The 15564-nt window shown below is 73.8% G+C and carries 9 protein-coding genes; all 9 read left to right on the top strand.

Annotated elements, in window-relative coordinates:
- Positions 1-12: 12 nt before the first annotated feature.
- The 9 genes from ACYVDO_RS08560 to ACYVDO_RS08520 all read left to right on the top strand — a co-directional run bounded on the left by ACYVDO_RS08560 (position 13) and on the right by ACYVDO_RS08520 (position 15480).
- Positions 13-1641, top strand: coding sequence for a CCA tRNA nucleotidyltransferase (locus tag ACYVDO_RS08560; RefSeq protein WP_460934753.1), 1629 nt, complete (start codon positions 13-15; stop codon positions 1639-1641).
- A gap of 7 nt (positions 1642-1648) precedes the next feature.
- The gene (locus ACYVDO_RS08555) at positions 1649-2413 is read left to right on the top strand and encodes a glycerophosphodiester phosphodiesterase (RefSeq protein WP_460934751.1); all 765 of its coding nucleotides are present in this window, start codon (positions 1649-1651) and stop codon (positions 2411-2413) included.
- 470 nt (positions 2414-2883) lie between these two features.
- Entirely contained in the window at positions 2884-3357 is a 474-nt protein-coding gene (locus tag ACYVDO_RS08550; RefSeq protein WP_460934748.1) for a hypothetical protein, read from the top strand.
- Positions 3354-4172, top strand: a complete 819-nt coding sequence (locus ACYVDO_RS08545; RefSeq protein ID WP_460934746.1) for a PP2C family protein-serine/threonine phosphatase — start codon at positions 3354-3356, stop codon at positions 4170-4172. The genes ACYVDO_RS08550 and ACYVDO_RS08545 overlap by 4 nt, the downstream gene beginning before the upstream one ends.
- Entirely contained in the window at positions 4169-5788 is a 1620-nt protein-coding gene (locus ACYVDO_RS08540; RefSeq protein WP_460934744.1) for an FHA domain-containing protein, read from the top strand. The genes ACYVDO_RS08545 and ACYVDO_RS08540 overlap by 4 nt, the downstream gene beginning before the upstream one ends.
- Positions 5785-7386: a serine/threonine-protein kinase gene (locus ACYVDO_RS08535; RefSeq protein ID WP_460934741.1), complete on the top strand. Its 1602-nt coding sequence runs from the start codon at positions 5785-5787 to the stop codon at positions 7384-7386. Before ACYVDO_RS08540 ends, ACYVDO_RS08535 begins: the two co-directional genes overlap by 4 nt.
- Before the next feature lie 65 nt (positions 7387-7451).
- On the top strand, positions 7452-8165 hold the full coding sequence (locus tag ACYVDO_RS08530) for a hypothetical protein (RefSeq protein WP_460935055.1): 714 nt from the start codon (positions 7452-7454) through the stop codon (positions 8163-8165).
- Positions 8166-8167: 2 nt separating this feature from the next.
- Positions 8168-14494: an Ig-like domain-containing protein gene (locus tag ACYVDO_RS08525; protein ID WP_460934739.1), complete on the top strand. Its 6327-nt coding sequence runs from the start codon at positions 8168-8170 to the stop codon at positions 14492-14494.
- 17 nt (positions 14495-14511) lie between these two features.
- Entirely contained in the window at positions 14512-15480 is a 969-nt protein-coding gene (locus ACYVDO_RS08520) for an AAA family ATPase (RefSeq protein WP_460934736.1), read from the top strand.
- Positions 15481-15564: the final 84 nt, after the last annotated feature.

Below are 15564 nucleotides of genomic sequence, written 5' to 3'. Positions count from 1 at the left end.
GGCTAGGTCCCCGTGTCCTCCGCCGATCCCCGCGAGCCGCGCGCGGCCGGGTCCCCGCCCGAGCTGGAGCTGCTCCGCCGGGCCACCGCGCACCTCGCGCCCGTGGTCCCGCTCCTGACCGAGCTGGGGAAGAGGTTCGCGGCGGCCGGCCACGAGCTGGCCCTGGTCGGCGGGCCCGTCCGGGACGCGTTCCTGGGGCGCACCAGCCCCGACCTCGACTTCACGACGAGCGCCTCGCCGGACCAGACCCTGGCGGTGCTCGGGCCGTGGGCCGACACGCACTGGGACATCGGGCGGGAGTTCGGCACCATCGGCGCGCGCCGCGGCCGGACGACCGTCGAGGTGACGACCTACCGCGCGGACGCGTACGACGGGCAGACGCGCAAGCCGGTCGTCGCCTTCGGCGACAACCTCTCCGACGACCTGGTCCGCCGCGACTTCACGGTCAACGCGATGGCGCTGCGGTTGCCGGACATGGCCTTCGTCGACCCGTATGCCGGGCTGGCCGACCTCGCTGCCCGCCGGCTGCGGACGCCGGGCACCCCCGAGGTGTCCTTCGGCGACGACCCGCTGCGGATGATGCGGGCGTGCCGGTTCGTCGCCCAGCTCGGCTTCGAGGTGGCACCCGAGGTGCGGGCGGCCATGACCGAGATGGCCGGGTCGATCGGCATCGTGTCGGCCGAGCGGGTCCGCGACGAGCTGTCCAAGCTGCTGCTGGCACCGCGCCCACGCGCCGGCCTGCGGCTGCTCGTCGACACCGGGCTGGCCGAGCACGTGCTGCCCGAGCTGCCCGCCCTGCAGCTGGAGATCGACGAGCACCACCGGCACAAGGACGTCTACGAGCACTCCCTGACCGTCCTGGACCAGGCGATCGCGCTCGAGGGGCCGGCCGACGGCCCCCCGGAGTCGGTGCCCGGCCCGGACCTCGTGCTGCGGCTCGCCGCCCTGCTGCACGACATCGGCAAGCCCGCCACCCGCCGGTTCGAGCCCGGTGGCGGCGTCTCCTTCCACCACCACGAGGTCGTCGGTGCCAAGCTCGCGGCCAAGCGGCTCAGGGCGCTGCGGTTCGACAAGGACACGGTCAAGGCGGTCGCCCGCCTCACCGAGCTGCACCTGCGCTTCCACGGCTACGGCGAGGGCCAGTGGACCGACTCGGCCGTGCGGCGCTACGTCACCGACGCCGGCCCGCTGCTGCCCCGCCTGCACCGGCTGACCCGGTCGGACTCCACGACCCGCAACGCGCGCAAGGCCCAGCGGCTCTCGACCACCTACGACGAGCTCGAGCGGCGGATCGAGCGGCTGCAGGAGCAGGAGGAGCTCGCGGCGGTGCGTCCCGAGCTCGACGGGAACGAGATCGGCGAGGTGCTCGGCATCCGCCCCGGTCCGGTGCTGGGGCGGGCGTACAAGCACCTGCTCGAGGTCCGGCTCGACCAGGGCGTCATCGGCCGGGAGGCCGTGGAGGCTGAGCTGCGGGCCTGGTGGGCCCGGCAGCCCGAGTCCGGGGGCGAGGCCGCGTCAGGGAGCAAGGCGTCCGGGGGCGAGGCCGGATCCGGGAGCGCCGTATCCGGGGGCGAGGCGTCCGGGGGCGAGCCCGGGGCCGGGGTCGTCCCCGACGGGCAGACCGGCCCGGCGGGGGAGTGACCGGCCGGTGAGCGTCTTCGGGGCGCGACCGACTGTCCTGGGCCACCGCGGCCTGGGCCGTGACGAGGTCGACGGGCTGGTCGAGAACTCGGTGGAGTCGATCGTCGCGGCGGCTCGCTGCGGGCTGCGCTGGGTCGAGTTCGACGTGCGCCGCACCGCCGACGACCGGCTCGTCGTGGGCCACTACCCGACGGTCGGCGACGCCGAGTTCGTCGCGGACCTCCCGCTCGAGCGCGCCCGAGAGCTCGGCGCGGTGACCCTCGAGGAGGTCCTGGAGGCGCTCCCGGCGGGCACCGGCGTGAACCTCGACCTCAAGACCTCGATGGAGGATGCGGTCCGGCCACGGGCCCGCACGACCGCCGCCGTGCTCGCGCCGGTGGCCACCGAGGCGGCGCGGGACCGGCCGGTGCTCGTGTCCTCCTTCGACCCCTCGGCGCTGCTCGTCCTCGGCGAGCTCGCCCCCGACCTGCCCCGGTCGTTGCTGACCTGGATCAGCTTCCCGCTGCGCAAGGCGCTGCCGGCGGCCGCCCACCTCGGCGTCGACGCCGTCGCCGCGCACTGGTCCTCGTTCGGCCCGAACCCGGTCGACCGTGCGCCCGCGTTCCGGTCGCCGGAGTATGCCGTGGGCCTGGCCCACGAGGCCGGGCTCGAGGTCGTGGCCTGGTGCCCCAAGGTCCCCGAGGCCCGCTCCCTGCTCACCGCCGGGGTCGACGCCGTGGTCGTGGACGACGTGCCCCGGACCCTCCCGGCGCTCGCCGGCCTCGCCGACTGACGGTGAGCACGCGCCCCACGCGCCGGCACCCGCACCAGGCGCCGGCACCCGGGCGCGCCCACGGCACCCGGGGGCGCCCACGGCATACGGCCGCGGCATCGCACGCGGACCCGCGCACGCTCGCCTGCGCACACACCTCCGTCCCACTGCGCACGGATCCGCTCCCTGCGTACCGACACGCTCGTCTGTGCGCAGAGCTCCGGGCAGGGGGCGGGACGGACGGGTGGGGTGTCGGGAGCGGGTGGGGTGTCGGGACGGCGGGACGGGTAGGTGGAGGGTCGGGCGGGAGGTCCGAAATGGGTGCGGTTTGCGTGTCGCGCCCGGTGTGGGAACCTTGCCCACGTCTGTGCCGGCGGGGTGACGCCGTGGGGTGGCGCCGATGGGGAGTCCTCCCCATCGGCAGGGCTGCTCCCGGCGCCTAGCCTTGCCGGTGCGGTCGCGGTCGCCGCCAGGCCCCCCGAAAGGTCCCGATGCCCACCCTGAAGTACCCGAGCGAGCAGTTCCCCGGCCCGCCCTCGGTCACCGTCGACATCCCCGACGGCTGGTCGCCGGTGCGCGTCCCGGGCACGCTGCTCGCGGCGCGTCGCGCCGAGAAGGGTGGCGCGTTCGCGCCCAACCTGGTCGTGCGCGGGTTCACGCGCTCGGCCGAGTTCACCATCGGGCGCGCGCTCGCCGAGCTCAAGGCGTTCGTGCAGGAGCGGCCCGACGGGGAGATGGACGACCCGTTCGAGGTCGAGATCGCCGACGTGCCGTTCGTCGGCGTCAACGTGTCGTGGACCGACGAGACGGTGGGGGACGTCGTCCAGGCCCACCTGTTCGCAGGGGCGCGGCGCGGCCAGGTCGTCGACCTCATCCAGGTGACCGGGTCGGTCGGCGGGCCCGAGGTGGAGTCGGAGTACGCCACCGTGCAGCAGCTCATGCAGACGGTCCGGGTGGCCCGGTGAGCTCCTCCCCGACGACGGTGCACGGACTGACGCTGCGGGTGGGCGCCGCCACCGACGTCGGCCGCGTGCGCGACCACAACGAGGACTGCCACCTGGCCGCCGGTGCCCTGTACATGGTCGCCGACGGGATGGGTGGCCACGCCGCGGGCGAGGTCGCGAGCCGGATCGCCGTCGAGACGCTCCAGGAGCTGGCGTCCCGGGCGGTCGTGGTCCGCGACGACGTGGTCCGGGCGCTGACCCAGGCCAACGACCGCATCCTGCGCTCCGTCGCCCGTCACCCCGCGCAGACGGGCATGGGGACCACGGCCGCCGGGCTGGCGATCGTGTCGCAGGGCGGGTCGAGCCACTGGGCCGTGTTCAACGTCGGCGACTCGCGGGTCTACCGGCTCGCCGCGGGCCGGATGGAGCCGGTGACGGTCGACCACTCCGAGGTGCGCGAGCTCGTCGACGCCGGTCTCATCACCGAGGCCGAGGCGGCCCGGCACCCGCTGCGCAACGTGGTGACGCGGTCGCTGGGGTCCGAGGCCATGCCCGCCGTGGACCTGTGGGTCTTCCCGCCCCAGCCGGGTGAGCGGTTCCTCATCTGCTCCGACGGCCTCAACGGCGAGCTGGCCGACCCCGAGATTGCCCGGCTGCTGTCCGAGCACGACGACCCGCAGGAGGCGGCCGAGGCGCTGGTGCGCGCGGCGGTCGACGCGGGCGGCCGCGACAACGTCACCGTGGTCGTCGTCGCGCTCGACGACCGCGTCGCCGACGACGACGACCCCGACGCCGACACCGCCCCGCGCAGCGAGGTGACGAGGTCGCCCGCATGAGCGAGGTCAGGTTCTCCGCCCCCGACCAGCCGGGATGGTCCGCCATCTCGGCTGGTGACGTGTCCGCCCTCGTGCGGGGCGTCGAGTCCGACGACGTCGTCAAGCGGGTCGTCGAGGCCGTCCGCAGCGGCGACCTCGACGACGTCCTCGACGCCCTGTCGGCGGAGGGCCTGCGTCGGGCCCCCGACTTCGTCGCCACCCTCGACGGCGACCCCGTGCGCGTGGTCGCCCGCGGCACCGCGTATGCCGTGGTGTCCGGCCCCGACGGCGACGTGGAGGTCCGTGCGGGCCGGGGGCCGTGGACCGACGCGGACGCGCCCGTGGGCGCGCGCGAGGTCGTGCTCCACTCCGGTGAGCCCCTGCCCGAGCCCGAGCCCGAGCCGGAGGGCCTGCCCGACGGCGAGCTCGACCGGCCCGGCGCGGTCAAGGGCTGGCAGCTGCCGGCCCGGCTGCGTCGCGGGGGACCGCCGCGCGAGCAGCAGGCTCCCGATCGCGACCAGCCCGAGGTGCAGGACGTCCCGGGCTACGACTACCTGTTCGGCGCGCCCGGCTCGACCGGCACGCCGCCCTTCCTGGGCAACCACGACACCGGTTCGCTCTCCGAACCGCCGATCGGCCGGGCCCCCATGGAGGAGGCCGGAGGCGCCCAGGCCCCGTCCGACCGCACCCTCCCACCGCCCCACCACACCGAGCAGGGCCGCCCGGCCCCGCAGGCGCCGGCGGCGCCCCCTGCGCAGGGCGGTCAGGGCAGCGGCCTGATCGAGTCGGTCCCGTGGCGTCGCGGCGGCAGCAACGTTCCCCCCGCCGACCCGCCCACCCCACCCGCGCCCGAGGCCCCGGCGGAGGTCGACCACCCGGCCGACCCTGCGCCGCGCCCCCCGGCCGGCTGGGGATCGCCGGTCCCGCACGTGCCCGAGCAGTCCGGTCCCGGCATGCCCCCCAGCCCACCGCGGCCGGATGGCCTGCCACCCCGGCGGGAGCCCGAGCCGCCGACCCGGCAGACGCCACAGGCGCCGGCGCCCCGGCCGCTGCCGGCGCCCGAGGCCACGGCACCCCCGCAGCACACGACGCCCCCGGCGGCCCTCCAGCCGGAGGAGGCGACCGTCGACCGCGCGAGCCTCCCGACCACGACGACGGGCTCGATCCCGCGCGGCCCCATCGTGCTCGCCGTGCTGTGCCCGGCCGGCCACCCGAGCCCGCCGCACGCCGGGACCTGCCGGGTGTGCGACCGCGACATCCCGCCGCAGCAGCCGTTCCAGACGCCCCGCCCGCCGCTCGGCACGATCCGCCTGTCCAGCGGGGACGTCGTGACCCTCGACCGCGGGGTGCTGCTCGGCCGGGCGCCGAAGCTCAACGCCGACCTGCCCGCCGCCGACCGGCCCCACCTCGTACGGGTCGTGAGCGCCGAGAACGACATCTCCCGCAACCACGTCGAGGTCGTCCTCGAGGGGTGGCACGTCCTGGTCCGCGACCTCGGGTCGACCAACGGCACGACCATCACCCTGCCCGGGCAGCAGCCGGTCCGGCTGCGCCCCAGCGACAGCCAGGTGATCGAGCCCGGCACCGTCGTCGGCATGGCCGACGAGGTCACCTTCACCTACGAGGTGCGCCCGTGAGCGCGGTCGTCCCACCCGAGCTGGATGGCTTGGTCTACCGCGAGCGGATCGGCTCCGGCGGGTATGCCGACGTCTACCTCTACGAGCAGCAGGCACCGCGGATGCGGGTCGCGGTGAAGGTGCTCAAGGGCGAGGGCATCACCGACGCGATCCGCCGCCAGTTCCGGGACGAGGCCGACACCATGGCCCAGCTCGCGGACCACCCGTACATCGTCCAGGTCTTCCGCTCCGGCACCTCGACCGACGGCCGGCCGTACCTGGTCATGAAGTACTACCCGCCGCCGAACCTCGCGATGCGCTCGCGCAGCGAGCGGCTCTCCGTCGAGGAGGTGCTGCGCACCGGCATCCAGCTGGCCAGCGCGGTCGAGACGGCGCACCGCGCGGGCATCACGCACCGGGACATCAAGCCGGCCAACGTGCTGGTCAGCCAGTACGGCGCTCCCGGCCTCACCGACTTCGGCATCGCCGGCCAGCTCGGGCACGGCGCCGCCGAGGAGGATGACGACGACGTGGGCGTGAGCGTCCCGTGGGCGCCGCCGGAGGTCCTCTTCGGCCAGTCGAGCGGCGACGTGCGCTCAGACGTCTACTCCCTGGCTGCCACCCTGTGGCAGCTGCTCGTCGGGCGCTCGCCGTTCGAGATCCCCGGCGGCGACAACTCCGCATACGGACTCATGCCCCGCATCCGCACGAGCCCCGTGCCCGCCACGGGCCGCGCGGACGTCCCCGTCTCGCTCGAGCGGCTGCTCGCGCAGGCGATGGCCAAGGACCCCGACGCCCGGCCGCAGTCCGCGATCGCGTTCGCCCGGGCGCTGCAGGCGATCGAGCAGGAGCAGCGGTTCGCGCGCTCGGCGATCGTGGTGCTCGACGAGCAGGGCCAGACCACCCTGGCCGACCAGACCGGCGGCGCCGGCGGTGGCGACGGGGACCGCACCCGGGTCCGCGCGCCGCAGGCGGTCCAGGGCCAGGCGCCGGTCGCGGCACCCCGACCGCCCCGGTCGGTGGGCGGCACCCACGCCGTCACCGGCGCCCAGGGGGTGTCGAGCGCGCCGGGCACGCACGCGGCATACGACCGGCGCCCGGTGCCCGACGACGTCCCCGGGGGCACGGTCAGCCGCGACCGGCTGGGCACCAGCACCGTGGCCACCCCCGAGCCGGCGGCTCCGGCGCCCACCCGGAACCCGGCGGTGACGTTCGCGGCCCTCGCCGTGGGCGCGGTCGCCCTGGTGGCCCTGTTCTCCTTCCTCCTCGGCGGCCGCGGTGGCGAGGACAAGACGACCGACTCCCCCACGACGGCCGCGAGCCAGACCGGCGACGTGGCCCTCGACGTGCCGGACGCGCCCCGCGTGGAGGCCACCGGCGCCGCGGGCGGCGTGCGGCTGACGTGGACCTACCTCGCGCCGCAGAAGCAGGACCGCTTCTTCGTCCGGTCCGGCCCGGACACCTCTGCCCTGGCCCAGGCCCGCGACCGCGGCCCGCTCGACACGGCGACGACGACGATCTCGGCGAAGGCGGGGACCCAGGTGTGCGCCCAGGTCAAGACCAACCGCAACGGCGCGGCCTCCGACTACTCGACGCCGGTCTGCGCGGTGGCGCGGTGAGCCCCGCCGACGGGAGCGCCGACACGGCCGGGACCACGCAGGGGTCCGGCGCGGGGGCCGGCACCGTGACGGTGGAGTTCTGCGGCGAGGAGTTCGTGGCCGTCCCCGGCACCCCGCTCACCATCGGCCGCGCCGGCGACGTCGAGATCGACGACAACCCGTTCCTGCACCGCAGCTTCCTGCAGGTCGTCCAGGACGGCGGCCTGTGGTGGCTGAGCAACGTCGGCACGACCCTGACTGCGACGGTGGCCGACACCAAGGGGCTCTTCCAGGCCTGGCTGAACCCGGGCGCGCGGGTCCCGCTGGCGCTCGAGCGGTTCACCGTGTGGTTCACGGCCGGCCCGACGACCTACGACTTCGACCTCGTCGTCGCCAACCCCGCGTTCACGTCCACGGGCACCGAGGCGGTGGAGGCGGACGTCGAGACCGGCGAGACGACCGTGGGCCGGGTCACCTTCACCCCGGACCAGAAGCTGCTCATGGTGGCGCTCGCGGAGCCCCTCCTGCGCCGGTCGTATGCCGGGCCCGCCCAGATCCCGTCGTCCGCGGACGCAGCGGCCCGGCTGGGGTGGAAGGTCACGAAGTTCAACCGAAAACTGGACAACGTGTGTCAAAAGCTCGCCGATGCTGGTACTCGTGGACTGCACGGGGGCCCGGGGAAGCTCGCGAGCAATCGGAAGTCCAGGCTCGTCGAGCACGCACTGTCGACCCGTCTGGTGACGGAGGCGGACCTCGCGCTCCTCGACGCGATCGACAGTGAAGGACCTGGGGGGAACTGACCATGAGCCCGGTGCTCCACCGGAGAGCAGGGATCGCGTCGGGGGTGGTGGTCGCGCTCGCGGCTGCCAGCCTGACCTTCTTCGCCGTCCAGTCCAAGGGCCAGACGGTCCACGAGGCCGACCTCAACGACGGCGGCGTCTGGGTGTCCGCGAGCAACCACGCCCAGTTCGCGCGGATGAACAAGGCGGTCAAGCAGTTCGACGCCGGCGTCCAGGCCAACGTGACCCCGGGCTCGGGGCTCGACATCCTCCAGGACGGGTCCGCGGTCGTCGGTGTCAGCCTGGCGACCAACCAGCTCATCCCCATCGACCCGCAGACGGGCCGGCTCGACTCCTCCGCCGCGGTGACGTACCCCGCCCGGGCCCAGCGGGTCGCGAACGAGTACGTGCCGTCGACCGTCGACCTGCGCGGCGGCACGCTCGCCATGGTCGACCCCAGGACCGGGAAGGTCTGGGCCCAGCGGGTCGGCAGCTCCCGGCCGCTGCAGGGAGTCTCCCTCTCGACGACCTCGGACCCCCTCGCCACCGTCGGCGGGGTCGCCGCCGTGACCGTCGACGTCACCGGTGGCGTGCACGCCGTGTCCGCCGCGACCGGCAAGGTCGTGACGATCCCGGCGACGGGCGACTCCTTCGGCAAGCCGGTCCCCTCGCGGGTCAAGCTGCGCGCCGGCGCGGTCGACATCACCGCGGTCGGCACCCGCTGGGTGGTCTACGACCCGGTCGACGACCAGCTCTTCGCCCAGGGCCTCGACGCGCCCGTCGCCGGCGGCGTGCGGCGCACGGGCTCCCTGGCGTATGCCGCGCTCCAGCAGGCCGGCCCGGCGTCGGACTCGGTGGCGCTCGAGACGACGAGCGAGGTCCGGCTCGTCGGCCTCGGCGGCGACCCCGACCAGGGCGGCGTCCGGCTGCCCAACCAGGCCGGCACCAGCGAGCCGCCGATGGTGAGCCGCCCGGTCCGCCTCGGGTCCTGCGTGCACGGGGCGTGGGCCCGCACGGCCGTGGCGTACTACGGGGTGAACTGCGGGCAGGACGCCGCGACGTCGGCCGGCACGCTGACCCGACCCGGCGACGTGCCGCTGCGCGACGGCATGGCGCTGCGCACCAACCACGGCCTCATCGTGCTCAACGACCTCGACACCGGGGACGCCTGGGACCTGGACTCCAAGCCGCTCAAGGTCGACAACTGGGACTCTGTGGTCCCGCCGAGCCAGACCGACGACAACTCCAAGAACAAGGACAAGAACGTCGTCGACGACACGACGACGCCGCAGCCGCCGAAGGCCGAGCCCGACACCTACAAGGTCCGGGCCGGCCGCACCTCCAAGCTGCACGTCCTCGACAACGACACCGACAGCGCCGGCTCGATCCTGGCCATCGCCCCGGACGAGGTGACCACGCCGAACGTCCCGGGGGTGGCCACGACGGTCGCCGGTGACGGGCAGAGCATCGACATCACGGTCCCGGCCGACCCGCAGGCGAAGGCCTTCTCGTTCTCCTACAAGGTCAACAACGGCTCCTCCGCCCCCCACGCCCAGGCCACGGTGTCGGTCTCGGTGGTCGACGGCTCGGTGAACTCGCCCCCCACGCTGCGCGACGGGCAGGCCAAGATCGCGACGACGACCTACCCGGTCGTCACCGGCGGCCGGCTGCCGCTGCAGGTGCTCGGCGACTGGCGCGACCCCGAGTGCGACTCGCTCACCGTGTCGCCCGCCGACACCGGCAGCCTGGTCGACGGCCTCGGCCGGCTCGTGGTGCGGGCCGGGCAGAAGGCCGGGTCGGAGGCGGTGGGGTACGCCGTCGAGGACGACCACGGTGGGAGGACCAATGCCAAGCTGACGCTCGCCGTCCTGGGCAAGGACTCCTCCTTCCGGGCGCCGGGGACCCAGCCGGACGTCGTGCGCGGCGTCGTGGGCAAGCCACTGCAGCTCGAGCCGCTCGGCAACGACATCGCGGGTGCCGACCCGCAGGAGCCCGACGCCCGGATGCGCCTGGCGACCGAGGTGCGCTCGCAGGGCTCGCTCACCGTCGACAGCAACCTGGACACCGGCGTCGTCACCGTCACCGGGTCGGCTCCGGGGCACTACGAGCTGACGTACGGCGCGCAGGTGGGTGCCGGTGTCGCCCCGGGGCGGATCCGGGTGGACCTGGTGTCCAACCCGAACCCCGACGCCCCGCCGGTCGCCGTGCCCGACTCGGCCACGGTGCGGGACCAGACACCGGTGCTGGCCGACGTGCTGTCCAACGACTACAGCCCGCGCGCCGACGTGCTCGTGACCCGCAGCGTCACGGTCGACAGCGCGAGCGCCTGGCTGCGGCCCTCGATCTACCAGGGCCGGTGGGTGCGGATCGAGGCGCTCGAACCTGCCGCCCGCGGCGCCAAGCCGCGCACCGGGACGGTGTCGTACACCGTCAGCGACGGCACCAAGACGGCCACCGGCCAGGTGGAGGTGACCCAGCGCCCGGCGCTCGACGACGCCCTGCCCATCGTGCAGGACGACGTGGCGACCGTCCGGGCCCAGGACAGCGTCACCATCCCGGTGATGGACAACGACAGCATGGCCGAGGGCATCCCGCTGGTCCTCGACCCGGGCTCGGTCAAGGTGCTCAACGGCGCCCAGAACGCGTTCGCCTCCGGCAACGTGATCCGCTACGTGCCGGAGGACCGGAACCCGCGGACCGAGGAGGTCCGCGTCATCGAGTACGCGGTGTACCCGATCGGGATGCGCGAGAAGGCGCAGACCGGCCGCGTCACCGTGACGGTGAAGCCGCTGCCCACGCCGACCCAGCAGAACCAGGCCCCGCGGGCGCGCAGCTTCTCGGCAAGCGTGGTGGCCGGGGAGCCCCTGACCATCACCGTCCCCACGTCCGGGGTCGACCCCGACGGCGACAGCGTCACCGTCGACGGGCTCGTCGGCGAGGGCGGGGACAGCGTCAACCTCTCCCTGGGGCGCGTCACCTCGTTCGGCGCCTCGACCATCCAGTACGAGGCCTACCCCCGCTCGGCCGGCACCGAGGTCCTGCACTACCGCGTGCGCGACCGGTTCGGGGCCACCTCCACCGGCTTCGTCCGGATCGGCGTCGTGCAGCCGGGAGACCCGCAGCCGCCGGTGGCCGTCGAGGACGAGGTGCGTGCCGCCCCGGGCAAGCGGGTCACCGTCGACGTCACCGAGAACGACCTCATCGCCCGCGGCGACTCCGTCTCGCTCGACTACAAGGACCTCAACGACAAGGCCGAGCTGGCGAAGTGGAAGGTCGACGAGCGCAACACCTACTTCTCCACGACGGTGCGCGAACCCGGCACGGGGGTGCAGCACCTCACCTACGGCATCAGCAACGGGCTGTTCGACCCGTCGCGGGCCTCGGTCACCGTGGTCCCGGTCCCCGGGTACAAGAACCCACCCATCGCGGTCGACGACGTCGCGAAGCCGAAGTACGGCGAGGACACCGCCCTCGTGGACGTGCTGGCCAACGACCGCGACATCGACGGTGACCGCTCCCAGCTCAAGGTCGTCCGGCTGCTGTCGCCCGAGGGGACGATCGAGGGCAACAGGGTGCGGGTCAAGGTCCTCGACCACCCCCACACCGTCCCCTACGTCATCCAGGACGCCGACGGCGAGACGGCGATGGCCCTCGTCTACGTGCCCACCGGCAGCGACGGCTCGCCGTTCGTGGTGAGCGGCGCGCTGATCCAGATGGGCAAGGACTCCACCCTCGGCGTCAAGCTCGCGGACTACGTGAAGTCCCCGCGGGCGCGCGTCATCGGCATCACCAGCGGCGAGACGATCAGCGCCTCCCCGCGGGAGGACCTCACGGCCGAGGCCGACGGCAGGGACGGGCTGACCCTGCGTTCCCAGAACGGCTACGTCGGCCCGGCTGCGGTCATGCTCGAGGTCAGCGACCAGGAGACCTTGGACCAGAAGGACTTCCGCACGGCCTACGTCTCCATCCCCGTGCAGATCGGTCCGAAGGTGCCGCTGCTGCGCTGTCCCGACTTCGCGGTCACCCTCAACGCCGCAGGACGACCGCGGGACATCGACATCCCCACGCTCTGCCACGCCTGGGTGCCGCCGGGCATGTCGTTCGACGACGTCCAGTTCGAGACCCGGTGGGACCCGGAGTCCCGCGGTGTGGACCTGCGCCGGTCGGGGACGGGCCAGCGCCTGGTCACGATCCAGGCGGGGTCCGACGCCCCGAGCAGCACCAACGGCCGGATCCGGATCCAGGCGCGCGGCGCCGACGAGGTCTCCTACGTCCGGGTCCACGTCGTGGGCCTCGACCGCCAGGGCCAGACCACGGCGGTGGACGCGTCGGGCAAGCCGCAGACGGTCGCGCCGCCGCGGATGCGGCCGTTCACCGTCACCGGGCTCAAGGCGGGCTCGTCCCAGACCGTGAACCTGCGCGGCTACCTCGACAGCCCGCTGCAGAAGCCGGACTGCTCGATCACGTCGGCCTCGGTCACCTCGGGCAAGGGCCTCGCGGTCACCCGCAACGGCTGCGACCTGACCGTGACGGCCTCGGGCGAGGCGAGCGGCCAGGGCACGGTCGACCTCGTGGTGTCCGACGGCCCGGGGCGCGCTGCCCCCGGCCGGGGCACGGTCGAGATGCTCGGCAAGCCCGGGGCGCCGACCGACGTCGTCGCCGTGGCCGACCGGGTCAACGGCGGGACCGCCCGCGTGGGCTGGGTGCCACCGGCCTACGACGGCGGCAGCCCGATCACGAGCTACACGGTCTCGTGGCGGGGTGCGGCCAGCGGCTCCCAGCCGTGCACCGCGTCACCGTGCACGGTGGCCGGCCTCAAGGACGGCCAGGACTACTGGTTCCGGGTCACCGCGGTGAACGCCGTGGGTGAGAGCCCGGCGAGCCCCGAGTACGGCCCGGTCCAGCCGGACACCCTGCCCAACCCGGTCACAGGGGTGCGCCAGGCGGGTCGGGGCGACGGTCGCCTCGACGTCGCGTGGGACGCGCCCCCGCCCAAGGGCAGCGAGGTCGTGCAGTACAACGTGCGCGCCACCGACACGACGACGGGCAAGATCACCCAGGCGACCGTGGCGGCGACGGCCCTGCAGACCACCCTGTCGAACCTGGTGAACAACGACGAGCAGGGTGTCGCCGTGCGGGCCGCCAACCGTCTCGGCTGGGGGCCGTTCGGCCCGGTCGTGACGATGCAGTCGGCCGGCACGCCACCGGCCGTGGGGTCCCCGACGCTGAACCCGCGCGGGCCGGGCGCGGCCGCGTCCTCCGAGGCGCTCAAGATCAGCTGGGAGCCGGTGTCGCCCAACGGCCCCGCCCTCGTGCGCTACACCGTCTACCGCAGGGTCGGGTCCGGCGCCTTCAGCGCGCTCGGGCAGACCTCGCCCGACACCCGCACCTACACCGACACCATCCCGTACGACGGCCAGACCTACACCTATGCCGTCACGGCGACCAACGGGGCCGGCAACGAGTCGCCACGGGCGAACACGGCGAGCTTCAGCTCGGTCGCCCCGCCGGTGCAGCCGAACGCGCCGTCGGTGTCGACCCCGACGGACAACAAGGGGGCGTCCGTCTCGGTCTACCTCAAGGACTCCCGCGGCAGCGGCTACACGCGGCTGCAGTGGCAGACCGACGCCGGGCAGAGCGGCTTCCAGTCGTGCGGGTGCTCCGAGGACGCCACCAGGTCCTTCGGCGTCACCGGGCTGGGCACCTCCTCCCAGCGCATGCAGGTCCGGGTCTACAACGGCGTGAGCTGGTCGCCCTGGTCCGCGTGGAGCAACGGCTACCACCCGTACGGCCAGACGCTCGACCCGACCAACTTGCAGGCGTCGCGCAGCGGCAACACCATCACCTGGAGCTGGGACACCCCCGACAACGGCCGCCAGACCGACCAGGTGCAGGTCCGGGGCGCCGTCGACCAGACCTGGAACTTGGACCGGCAGTCGGTCTCGTTCAACGGCAACCCCGGCAACACCTACCAGCTCGAGGTGCGAGCCCACACCGTGGCCGGCTGGTCCGGCTGGGTCGGCCCCCGGCAGGCCAGCATCCCGGAGCCGGACCCCGTGGTGAAGGTGCAGGACCCGAGCACGCACCGGACCGCCGGCACGTGCAACAACTACGCCACGTGCTACGAGATCGAGTGGACGATCAGCAACGTCAAGCCCGGCACGTACACCTACACCTGCCAGAGCTCCTCGTACGGCGACTTCTACTCGGGGAGCGTGACGGTCACGGGACCGAGCAGCTACCGGAAGACGTCGTGGTGCGTGGTCGACACGCGCAACAACAGCTGGGCCGGGATCACCCTGTCCGGCGGTCCTTCGGGGACCTTCGGCGACAAGAACTACAACTGGTAACCGAGAGAGAGCAGGACATGACCGTCACCCAGGACCAGGCCCAGTGGTTCGAGCAGGCCTTCCGCCAGATGGTGGACAACGTCGAGAAGGCGGTGCTCGGCAAGGAGCACGTCATCCGGCTCGCCCTGACCTGCATGCTGTCCGAGGGGCACATCCTGCTCGAGGACTTCCCGGGCACCGGCAAGACCCAGCTCGCCCGGGCCCTCGCCGGCACCGTGAAGGGCACCAACAACCGGATCCAGTTCACCCCCGACCTGCTGCCCAGCGACGTCACCGGCGTGACGATCTACGACCCGAGCAAGCAGACCTTCGACTTCCACCCCGGCCCGATCTTCGCCAACATCGTGCTCGCCGACGAGATCAACCGGGCCTCGCCGAAGACGCAGTCGGCCCTGCTCGAGGTGATGGAGGAGGCGCACGTCACCGTCGACGGCGTGCGGCACGAGGCCGGCCGGCCGTTCATGGTCATCGCCACCCAGAACCCGATCGAGCAGGCCGGCACCTACCGGCTGCCCGAGGCGCAGCTCGACCGCTTCCTCATGAAGACGAGCCTGGGCTACCCCGATGTCGACGCGACCATCGCCGTGCTGCGCGACGCCAAGGTCCGCGACCGCGCCGGCTCGCTGTCGGCCGTCGTCACCTCCAGTGTCGTCACCGACATGGCGGCGCTGGCCGACGAGATCCACGTCGACCCCGCGATCCTGGCCTACGTGTCGCACCTCGCCGAGGCCTCGCGCCGGCACGTCTCGGTCAAGCTCGGCCTGTCGGTGCGTGGGTGCCTGGCCTTCGTGCGGTGCGCCAAGACCTGGGCCGCCAGCCAGGGCCGGACGCACGTCATCCCCGACGACATCAAGGCCCTGGCCCAGCCCGTGCTGTGCCACCGCCTCCTGCTCACCGCCGAGGCACAGTTCGCCAACGTCAGCGTCGACCAGGTGATCACCCAGGTCCTCGGCGAGGTCGAGCCCCCGGTCGAGCGCGTCGCCTGACATGACCCACCCCGCCGGACCCCCACCCGGACCCCCACCCGGACCGCCACCCGGACCTCCAGCCGGGCCGCCAGCCGACCCCGC

Source organism: Phycicoccus ginsengisoli (assembly GCF_054779295.1).
Note: the sequence above shows the minus strand (reverse complement) of the source record. Positions and strands in the feature narration are given on the sequence as shown.

Coding starts and splice junctions, on each gene's coding strand:
- ACYVDO_RS08550 (WP_460934748.1), top strand. CDS start 2,884: ATGCCCACCCTGAAGTACCCGAGCGAGCAGTTCCCCGGCCCGCCCTCG.
- ACYVDO_RS08540 (WP_460934744.1), top strand. CDS start 4,169: ATGAGCGAGGTCAGGTTCTCCGCCCCCGACCAGCCGGGATGGTCCGCC.
- ACYVDO_RS08525 (WP_460934739.1), top strand. CDS start 8,168: ATGAGCCCGGTGCTCCACCGGAGAGCAGGGATCGCGTCGGGGGTGGTG.
- ACYVDO_RS08520 (WP_460934736.1), top strand. CDS start 14,512: ATGACCGTCACCCAGGACCAGGCCCAGTGGTTCGAGCAGGCCTTCCGC.